We start from the raw sequence: 10,367 nt of genomic DNA, 5'->3' as shown, positions 1-10,367 counted from the left end.
CCCCCCCCCCCCCCCCGCCCCGCCCCCCCCCCCCCGCCCCCCCCGCGCCCCCCCCCCCCCCCCCCGCCCCCGCCCCCCCCCCCACTACCGGTTGGTCTATCGGTACAGCCCCAGCCGAGCATGGCTCGGCGCTACCGTTGCTGCGGGCTTAGAACGGGTCGCTGCCCGGGCGCACTTCGACACCCAGCAACGAGCACAGCGCCAGCATCGCTTCGTCGTCGCGGCTCAGTGCCACCCAACCGGCATAGGCATCGCCACCGGTATTCCAGTTCCACACCGTGTAGCCGTGCTCGCGCAGGCGGTCATGGGCGGTGGTCATCAGCATCGGTACGTCGAGGTCGTCGGTGAAGTCTTCGTCGTCGAAGTCACCACCCCAGGCGATGTTCAGATTCCAGCGCGCGGCCATTTCGTCCAGTGCCGCGACGAAGGAATCGGTGTCCTTCCAGTCCACATAAAAACCTGAACGCCAGTCGATGGCATCCTTCAGGTCCCACAGCCACTGCTCGTCGTTGGCGTCGTCCTCGGCACCCGCGCGCGCTTCGCGCCAGGCATCGAACTGCTGCAGCGCCGCGTCTTCATCACCCGGGTTGATCAGCCACAGCAGGTTCCAGACCCGCGCCGGATGGTCGTCTTCGTCGAAATCCGGTTGCAGTTCGTCAGAGTCTTCGTAATCGGCGCTGTTGTCGGGCATGGGGCTGTTTCCACTACATGATTGGCGCGCATTCTGCCGCCAGCGGCGTGCCAGCGAAAGCCTTGGCACGCCACAGCGGTTATCCTTGCGCCCCGAAGAGGGCCACGGTGGCCTTCACTGAAGCATTGATATGAGCGATACCCCTCCCGATCATCTGGCGGTCAACCCGCAGAGCCCGTTCCACAATGCCGAAGCGCTGCAGCGCGGCGTCGGCGTGCGTTTCAACGGCATCGAGCGTGATGACGTGGAAGAGTATTCCGTGCAGGAAGGCTGGATCCGCGTGCAGGCCGGCAAGGCCCGCGACCGCCGTGGCAACCCGATGACGCTGAAGATCAAGGGTACGGTTGAGCCGTATTTTCTTGAGTTGAAGAACGTTTAAGAGCCAAGGGCTGCATTTCTAGCCAGGAGCCTCCCCTCACCCCAACCCCTCTCCCGCAGGCGGGAGAGGGGCCAGATATGCGTGGGCTGCTAGTGCTTTAGCCCCTCTCCCGTTCACGGGAGAGGGGTTGGGGTGAGGGGAAGCTTCTAACAAGCAAATCCAACGAGCCCCCCAAACCACCCTCAATCCCTCTGCCGGGTCTCCAGCAGGTCCAGATTGCGGATCAGCTTGCGCGCGATCTCATCCGATACCTGCCCGCGCCGGGTCAGCCGGAACAGCTCCTCGCGCTCGGCATTCAAGCCGGCGCTACGCAGGCTGCGATAGGCCTGTTCCATGCGCCGCACTTTCTCCGGGTCTTCGTCCGGGCCCTGCCCTTTCTCCAGATTGCGCTGGTACAGCAGGCTCACCCGCGCCGCAGCGTCGTTGAGCAGCTGCACGGAACTGGTGGACTGACCTTCGACCAGGGCCTGTCGTGCCTTCTCCACTGCTGCCAACGCAGCCTTGGACGAGGCCCTGCGGGCCAGGTCTTCCTCGCGCCGGCTGTCATCGTCCTTGGGCAGCTCCAGGCCCTTGAGCAGGCGCGGCAGCATCAGGCTGGCACCGACCAGCGATACCAGGATCACCGCCGCCGCCAGGAAAATCACCAGGTCACGCGCAGGGAACGGCTCACCACCGGGGATCATCAGCGGCAGGGTCAACACGCCGGCCAGGGTGATCGCGCCGCGCACGCCGGCCACCGACATCGCCAGCACCACCCGCCACGAGGTACTGGTGGTTTCTTTCTCGCCACGCATCCGTGCCCGCAACAGGTTCCAGCGCAGCGACAGCCATACCCAGACCAGTCGCAGCACCACCAGCACGGCATTGATCGCCAGCACATAGACCAACAGCCACCACGCGCTGTGATGGCCAGTCACCGACATGGTCTCGATCGCACGCTCGACAATGCCCGGCAGCTGCTCGCCCAGCAGCACGAAGATGATGCCGTTGAAGCTGAACTGCACCATGTTCCACACCGCGTTGCGCTGCACACGCATGCTGCCGCTGATGCGACCGGTCAGCTCCACGTAGCTCATGGTCACGCCCGCGGCCACCGCGGCGAGGATGCCCGATGCGTGCAGTTCTTCCGCCAACAGGTAGGCGGCAAACGGAATCAGCAGGTTGACCAGCAGCGCCGCGCCCGGCTCCTCACCGAAACTGCGCCACAACCAACGCTGGAAGGTGGACACGCTCCAGGTAACCGCCACGCCAATCGCCAGGCCGGCGAAAGCGACCCACAGGAAGGTCAACGATGCCTCGGCCAGCGAGAACGAACCGGTCATCACCGCCGCCACCGCGAAGCGGAAGCAGACCAGGCCGGAGGCGTCGTTCAGCAGCGACTCGCCTTCCAGGATGTGCATCAGCCGCTTGGGAATGGGCACGCGTGACGCAATCGCGCTGACTGCCACCGGATCGGTCGGCGAGATGATCGCCGCCAGTGCGAACGCCACCGCCAGCGGCATCGATGGAATCATCCAGTGGATCAGCAGTCCGGCACCGAGCACGGTGAACACCACCAAGCCGAACGCCAGCTCCAGGATCGCGCCCTTGTCGCGGAACAGGCCCTGTTTGGGAATGCGCCACCCATCCAGGAACAGCAGCGGCGGCAGGAACAGCAGGAAGAACATGTCCGGCTCAAGCGCATGGCCGCGATTGAACACGCCTGCAATCAGCGCACCCAAGCCGATCTGCACCAAGGGCAACGGCAATGAGAAGGGGAGGATTCTTACCAGATAGCCACTGGCGACAACCGCCACCAGCATCGCCAGAACTACTTCAATCGTGTGCATGCCCGTTCCACGGATTCACTACCACGACAGCAGGCTGCCGACACTGGCAGTGGCGGATGAATACCGGGAAATTACCACAGCAATCAGGCGATGCTGTCGTCGATGTGCTCGATGATCGCGCGCAATCGCACCACGCAGGGCGAGTTGGCTTGGCGTGCATCGCTTCACGCCAAGCGCTCACCTGCCAAACTCATTGCGCCTCGCCATCGAAGCGGTAGATGTCCATCGCCAGGAATCCCATGTCGATGCCGGCATCGATCCGCCGTGCGCCCAGCTGGTCGCTGCCGGCTGCGCCCATCGCGAAATACAGCGGCAACAGATGCTCGTCGGTGGGATGCGCCTGGGCCGCGAATGGCGCCTGCTGGCGGTAGTCGAACATGGCCGGCAGGTCGTTGGCCTCCAGCTTCTGCTCCACCCAATGGATGAACGGGCGCACGTAAGGCGCTTCCTTGCCGTCCTGGTAATTGCGCCAGTCATGCAGGTTGTGGGTGATGCTGCCCGAGCCGATCAGCAGCACGCCCTGCTCACGCAGCGGCGCCAGTGCACGGCCCAGCGCGAACTGGTGCTTCGGGCCGAGCCGGGGTTGGATCGACACCTGCAGCACCGGGATGTCGGCCTCCGGATACAGGTAACGCAGCGGCACCCAGGCGCCATGATCGAGCCCGCGCTGCGGGTCGATGCCCGGCTGCAGGCCGGCATCGGCCAGCCGCTGGGCCACCTCCTGGGCCAGCGCCGGGGCGCCCGGCGCCGGGTATTGCAGTTGGTAGAGCGGCTCGGGGAAGCCACCAAAATCATGGATGGTCTCCGGCTCGGCCGCTGCCGATACCTGTGGCGCATGCCCCAGCCAATGCGCCGAGGCCATGACGATGGCGCGCGGCCGCTGCATCCCGGCAGCCAGCTCCGCCAGGCGCGGCCCCACCAACCCCGGCTCCAGGGCAGTCATCGGTGAACCATGCGAGATGTAAAGGGAAGGCAGCGAACTGCGCATCGTGGGCTCCCTGAAGGATTTGGAGCGTGCAGGTTATTGTCTGGGGCTCCGGCAACAAATAATCTCACCAGCAACGTTTTATTGCGGAAACGGGAACAATGGACACCATCGATGCCATGCGGGTGTTTGTCGCGGTGGTTGAGCGCAATGGCTTCAGCGCCGCCGCCGATGCCCTGGACATCTCCACCGCCGCGGTTACCCGTCAGATTGCCGCGCTGGAAAAGCGCCTGTCCACCCGCCTGCTTAACCGCACCACGCGACGGGTCAGCCCGACCAGCACCGGTGCCGCCTACTACCAGCGCTGCGTGCAGCTGCTGGCCGAGTTCGACGAGCTGGAGGCCTCGGTTGGTGCACAGGCGCTGCAGCCATCCGGGCGGCTGCGTATCAATGCGCCGGTCAGCTATGGCATCGCCCGGCTCGGTGCACTGCTGCCAGCCTACAGCGCGCGCTATCCACAGGTGGAGCTTGACCTGCAGTTGTCCGACCGCCTGGTCGACATGGTCGAGGAAGGTTATGACCTGGCCATCCGCATCATCCGCCAGCCGGCCCCGAACCTGATTGCCCGGCACCTGGGGCAAGTCCACATCCGCCTATGCGCGGCGCCCTCCTACCTGGCCCGACGCGGCACACCTACCACCCCGCAGGATCTGGCCACGCACGAATGCCTGGCCTACACCTATTCCGCCGCCGGCGAGGCACTGCAGTTGCTGGGACCAGAGGGTGAAGTCAGCATCCCCGTACAACCGCACCTGCGCGCCAACAATGGCGAGGTGCTTCGCGAGGCCGCCATCGCCGGCATGGGCATCATCGCCCAACCCGACTTCATCATCGACCAGGCACTTGCCGACGGCCGCCTCATGCCGGTACTGCCGCAGTGGGAAGTACCGCCGATCGGCATCTATGCGGTCTACACCAGCCGCAGCCACCTGGCACCCAAGGTACGCAGCTTCATCGACTACCTGGTCGAATGCCTGGACGAGGACGCCGACCGCTCAGCTTGAGTGGCTGCCTTCCAGCATCGCCAGCACCTGCTCCAGCGGCATCGGCCGGCCCAGCAGGTAGCCCTGCACCTGGTCGCAGCCATGCGCGGCCAGCCAGCGCCGCTGGCCCTCGGTCTCCACGCCTTCGGCGATCACCGACAAGCCCATGCTGTGGCCCAGCGACAGCAGCGCACGACAGATGGCGGCGTTGCGCGGGTTTGTTTCGACATCGCTGACAAAACCGCGGTCGATCTTCAGCGAATCCAGCGGCAGATGCTGCAGGTAGGACATGCTGGAGAAGCCGGTACCAAAATCATCCAGCGCCACGCCCACGCCATTGGCATGCAGGTGGCCCAGGGTCTGCAGCGCCTGGGTCGGATTGCGCATCAGCACGCTCTCGGTGAGCTCCATCTGCAGCGCACCGCGCGCCAGGCCGTGGTCCTGCATGGCACGGCTGAACTCGCCGACCAGGTCGCTGTTGAACAGCTGCACCGCAGAGACGTTCACCGCGATCGGCAGGTGCTGCCAACCCGCGGAAGACAACTGTTTCTGCGCGCGTGCGGCAGCGTGGATCACCCAGCGACCGAGCGCGATGATCAGGCCGGTGTCTTCGCACAGCTGGATGAAATCAGCCGGCGCGATGAAGCTGCCATCGGCCTGCGGCCAGCGCAGCAGGGCCTCCAGCGCCACCGGGCTGCCTTCGGAGGCATCCATGATGGGTTGGAAGTGCAGCAGGAATTCGCCGCGGTCGATGGCCATGTGGATGCGACCGGCCAACTGCAGCCGCTCGGTGTAATGCGCCGCCATACCCGTATGGAAGTGCAGCAGCGCCACACCGGTTTCACGCGCAGCGTGCGCGGCCTGTGCCGCGCGGCCCAGCACCTGCTCGGCCAGTTCGCCGTCCCGCGGGCAGCTGGCCACGCCGATGCGTGCTTCCAGCTGGTGATAGGTATCGCGGCCGCGGATGGGCTCGGCCACCGCCGCCAACAAGGCGTTGAGCGCCATCTGTGGGTCGCCCTCGCCTTCGATCGCGAGCACGAAGTCTTCGGCCGGCTGGTGCGCCAGCAGGCCATGGCGGGCGGCCAGCCCGCCCAGCCGCACCGACACCGCGCGCAATGCCTCTTCACCGGCATCACGTCCCAGGGTATCGGTGATCATCTGCAGGCCACGCAGTTGCACATGGGCGATGGTGTAGCCGCGGCTGCCCGCATCCAGGCGCTCGGAAAGCGCGCGCACGGTCAGCAGGCCGGTGCCGGCATGGTGACTGGCGCGATAGGCCAGCTCGTTCTCGTAGCGCAGGCGCTGGCTGACATCTTCGGCCAGCACCAGGCAGGCATTGCGGCCGGCAAATTCCAGCTTGGCGAAATGCGCCTGCACGTGGAAGGCACTGCCGTCCTTGCGCAGGTGGGTGCTGATCTGCAGCCCCAGCAGATCACCACTCAAGGCACGGCCGGCGGTCTGGCGGATCTCATCCCATTCCGCTGCCGGACGGATGTCGAGGATGGACATCGCCAGGAACTCTTCGCGGCTATAGCCGTATTGATCAATCGCGGCCTGGTTCACTTCCAGGAAGCGCAGGGTGATCAGGTCGAAGATCCAGAACGGCGCCGGGTTGCGATCGAACACCAGCCGGAACTGGCGCTGCGCCTCCTGCGCACGCGCTTCGGTGTTGACCCGTTCGCTGATGTCCACCACCGCGCCAGCCAGACGCTTGCTGTCACCGGCATCGTCAACCAGCTCACCGCGCGCGGACAGCCAGCGCAGGAAACCATCGCCGCTGCGCAAACGGAACATCGCGTTCAAGGCGCCCTTGCCGGCCAAGGCACGCACCAGCATGTCGTTGAGCCAGGCGCGATCCTCCTCGTGCACCCGCGTCAAAAATCCTTCCAGCGAAGTGCTGCGCCCCGGCAGGCTCAGCATCTGTTGGGTCAGCGCCGACCAATACACGATCGGTCGTTCGCCATGGATGGACCAGGTGCCAACCTTGCCGACTTCGTGGGCCAATGCCAGTTCGGCATTGCCTGCCTGCAGCTCTTCGCTGAGCTGCTGCTGGTGTCGGGTACTGCGGTCAACCCTATATATCAGATAGGCAAAACCGGTCAGATACAGCAGATAGATGCCGATGGAGGCATACAGCAGCAGATACCAGCCCGCCATCACCTCGCGGTAGGACAGTGAGGCGTACAGGCTCAACGGGAAATCTGTTGGAACGCTGACCGCTGCGATGCGGCGCTCACCGTCATAAGGACTGGTCACCACACCGCGTTTCATCACCGTCGGCGACGGCGGCAGAACCCGCATCGGCCGCGTCAAGGGATTGCCAACCAGACGTTCCGGGTCACGGCTATGGGCCAGCAACTGCCCGTAGCGGTTGCCAATGGACGCAGTGCCATCGCGGCCCAGATCCAGGCCACTGACGACCTCCTGGAACGCCCCCAGCCGCACCCGTGTCAACAGCCACTGGCCTGGCTGCACCTGCAGGGCTGCACGCAGCACCCAATGTTTGTCGGCTGTCTGCTCGAGGGCACCAAGGTAGAGCCCACCGTTGAGCAGGCGGTTTTCCGGAACCACCCAGCTCTGCAAGGTGAGGTCGCCCACCCCTGCCGACAACGGCACGCCACGGTCATCCACCAAGGTGATGGACGCAAGGTCCTGGTTGCGCTCCAGCACGCCGCGCACGCTGGCCTCAAACAAGGCAGGCGCCTGGTCAGGCACCTGTCGATAGAACTCCCGGGTATCGCTGGCGGTGCCGCGCAATGCGCGCTCCCATGTGACCAGCTGCGCGCGCAGCAAGCGGCTGCTGCCGCTGGCCAGCGCCGCCGATTGCCGCTGCGCGGCTTCAAGCCTGCTGTTGCGGTCGTTCCACAACATGCTGATCATGCCGCCTGCCAACAGCAAACCCACCGCCACGCCGGCAATGATCATGACCCGCAATGGATGAGCCGGCGTCCGGGTCACCGGTGAGTCCAACGTATCAGTAGGCGGAAAGCTGGCATTGCGTATGTTGGTCCTGGCATCACTACAACTAGGAACCGGCAGGTGGGGACCTGCAACGGTCGCATGCGAACACCACATACTCCACCCTGCCAATGTCTCCCCAGACACCACGTGCAGCGCGTTCGCTCAAGCATGCAGCACAATCACCGTCGGCGTGAAGAGTGCGTGACCAATTTTCTCGCATTCCCCGCACTTGTGCACATCCGTCAAGTGCCAGAATCAATATCTTTGTGAACGGGGTTCGAGGTCTAGACTTGTCATACACATCCTCCGGATACCGTCATGGCTTTGCAACGTTCCTTCCTGGTACTGGCAATCGGCACCGCACTTGCCCTCAGCGGCTGCGCAAAGGACGCCAGCGCGCCCGCCACTGATACCAGCGCGACACCCGCACCCGCCAGCAGTGCTGCCAAACCGCAGCTGGGCAGCTTTGGCTTTGATGCCGACGGCATGGACCGCAGCGTCGCTGCCGGCGACAACTTCTACGACTTCGCCAATGGGCAATGGGTGCAGCGCACCGAGATACCCGCCGATCGCTCCAGTTATGGCAGCTTCAATGTGATCGCAGAGAAAACATTGGCCGACACCCGCGCCATCATGGAAGAAGCCGGCAAGGCCAATCCCGGCGAAGTCCGCAAGATTGGTGACTATTACGCCGCATTCATGGACGAAGCCGGCATCGAAGCGCGCGGCATCGCGCCGGTGCAGCCGGCGCTGCAGGCCATCGCCGGCATTGCCGACAAGCCAGCATTGGCAAAGGCCCTGGGTGCCAGCCTGCGTGCCGACGTGGACCTGCTCAACGCCACCAACTTCTACACGCCGCACCTGTTCGGCGTGTGGGTATCGGTGGATCTGCTGCAGCCCGATCGCAACGCGCCCTACCTGGTGCAGGGCGGCCTGGGCATGCCCGACCGTGACTTCTACCTGCAGGACGGCCGCATGGCCGAACTGCGCAAGGCCTATGAGGGCTATGTAGCCAAGCTGCTGGAGTTGTCCGGTGACAAGGATGCGGCCGCCAAGGCGGCGCGCATTGTCGCGCTGGAAACCAAGATCGCCCGCGCCCACGCCACCCAGGAAGAAACCAACGACGTGCAGAAGGGCGCAAACGCCTGGAAGCAAACCGACCTCACCGGCAAGGCACCGGGCATGGATTGGAAGGCCTTCCTGGAAGGCGCCAACCTGGGAGCCCAGCAGGACTTCATCGTCTGGCAGCCGAAGGCCGTGGCCGGCCTGTCCAAGCTGGTCGCCAGCGAGCCGCTGGATGTGTGGAAGGACTACATGGCCTTCCACGCGCTGGATGAGGCAGCCACCTACCTGCCCAAGGCCTTCGCCGATGCCCACTTCGCCTTCCATGGCACCGCGATGAGCGGCACCCCACAGCAGAGCGATCGCTGGAAGCGTGCGGTGGCCGAGACCAACACCGCGGTTGGCGAGGCGGTTGGCAAGATATACGTCGAGCGCCACTTCGATGCCGCCACCAAGGCGCGCGCCGATGAAATGGCCAAGAACATCATCGCTGCCTTCGCCAAGCGCATCGATGCGCTGGAATGGATGTCACCGGAAACCAAGGCGCACGCCAAGGCCAAGGTTGCCGGACTCAAGGTGGACATGGGCTACCCGGGCAAGTGGCGTGACTACAGTGCACTGGAAGTGAAGCCGGACGATGCACTCGGCAACGCCCAGCGCGCCTCGCTGTTCGAATACCAGCGCAACATCGCCAAACTCGGCAAGCCGGTCGACCACAGTGAATGGGCGATGCTGCCGCAGACCATCAATGCGATGAACGTGCCGCTGGAGAACCGCCTGGTATTCCCGGCAGCCATCCTGCAGCCGCCGTTCTTCGACGGCGCCGCTGATGATGCGATCAACTACGGCGCCATCGGTGCGGTGATCGGCCATGAGATCAGCCACGGCTTCGACAATGCCGGCGCGCTGTTCGATGAGACCGGCAAGCTGCACAACTGGTGGACGGCGGACGACCTGAAGAAGTTCAACGCCGCCGGTGATGCGCTGGCGATGCAGTTCGACAGCTACGAGCCGTTCCCGGGCGTACACGTCAACGGTCGCCTGACGCTGGGTGAGAACATCGCCGACGTCGCTGGCCTTGGTACCGCGTATGACGCGTATCGGTTGTCACTGCAGGGCAAGCAGGAACAGACGCTGGAAGGCTTCACCCCGGACCAGCGCTTCTTCCTCGGTTTCGCCCAGGCCTGGCGCAGCAAGGCGCGTGAACAGGCACTGCGCAATTCACTGCTGACCAATGTGCATGCACCGGGCCAGTTCCGTGCACTGACCGTGCGCAACGTGGATGCGTGGTACCCGGCGTTCGAGGTCAAGGAAGGCCAGAAGCTGTATCTGGCACCTGAGAAGCGGGTGAAGGTCTGGTAAATGGAACCCCCTCCCTTTCGCGCAGCGAAGGGGAGGGCTGGGGAGGGGTTGCGGTGCTGCTGGCGGTAGTGCCGAGCCATGCTCGGCAAGAGGCATTCCCGATAAAGCCCCTGCC

The 10,367-nt window shown here is 64.7% G+C and carries 7 protein-coding genes; 3 read left to right on the top strand and 4 right to left on the bottom strand.

Annotation, left to right across the window (positions count from 1 at the left end; genetic code table 11):
• Window positions 1-148: 148 nt before the first annotated feature.
• A complete protein-coding gene (locus AC13FW_RS19100; RefSeq protein WP_482990119.1) occupies window positions 149-691 on the bottom strand; it encodes a DUF6630 family protein in 543 nt (180 codons plus the stop codon).
• A gap of 130 nt (window positions 692-821) precedes the next feature.
• On the opposite strand from AC13FW_RS19100, the gene AC13FW_RS19095 reads away from it, so the two are divergent.
• Window positions 822-1,070 (top strand): DUF3297 family protein, encoded by a 249-nt coding sequence (locus AC13FW_RS19095; protein WP_296252501.1) that lies wholly within the window; start codon window positions 822-824, stop codon window positions 1,068-1,070.
• 182 nt (window positions 1,071-1,252) lie between these two features.
• On the opposite strand, the gene AC13FW_RS19090 is transcribed toward AC13FW_RS19095, so the two are convergent.
• A complete protein-coding gene (locus tag AC13FW_RS19090; protein ID WP_282271877.1) occupies window positions 1,253-2,899 on the bottom strand; it encodes a Na+/H+ antiporter in 1,647 nt (548 codons plus the stop codon).
• A gap of 190 nt (window positions 2,900-3,089) precedes the next feature.
• Window positions 3,090-3,887, bottom strand: coding sequence for a DODA-type extradiol aromatic ring-opening family dioxygenase (locus AC13FW_RS19085; RefSeq protein ID WP_482990118.1), 798 nt, complete (start codon window positions 3,885-3,887; stop codon window positions 3,090-3,092).
• A 98-nt stretch (window positions 3,888-3,985) separates the two neighbouring features.
• Between AC13FW_RS19085 and AC13FW_RS19080 the strand changes: the two genes are divergently transcribed.
• Window positions 3,986-4,888, top strand: coding sequence for a LysR family transcriptional regulator (locus tag AC13FW_RS19080; RefSeq protein ID WP_482990117.1), 903 nt, complete (start codon window positions 3,986-3,988; stop codon window positions 4,886-4,888).
• On the opposite strand, the gene AC13FW_RS19075 is transcribed toward AC13FW_RS19080, so the two are convergent.
• On the bottom strand, window positions 4,880-7,825 hold the full coding sequence (locus AC13FW_RS19075; protein ID WP_482990116.1) for a bifunctional diguanylate cyclase/phosphodiesterase: 2,946 nt from the start codon (window positions 7,823-7,825) through the stop codon (window positions 4,880-4,882). The genes AC13FW_RS19080 and AC13FW_RS19075 overlap by 9 nt on opposite strands.
• A gap of 321 nt (window positions 7,826-8,146) precedes the next feature.
• Here AC13FW_RS19075 and AC13FW_RS19070 point away from each other — a divergent pair, with 321 nt between their 5' ends.
• The gene (locus AC13FW_RS19070; protein ID WP_482990115.1) at window positions 8,147-10,252 is read left to right on the top strand and encodes a M13 family metallopeptidase; all 2,106 of its coding nucleotides are present in this window, start codon (window positions 8,147-8,149) and stop codon (window positions 10,250-10,252) included.
• Window positions 10,253-10,367: the final 115 nt, after the last annotated feature.

This window comes from Stenotrophomonas sp. 21LCFQ19 (assembly GCF_056861425.1).
The sequence above is the reverse complement of the archived record's forward strand: the minus strand, read 5'-3'. Positions and strand labels throughout refer to the sequence as shown.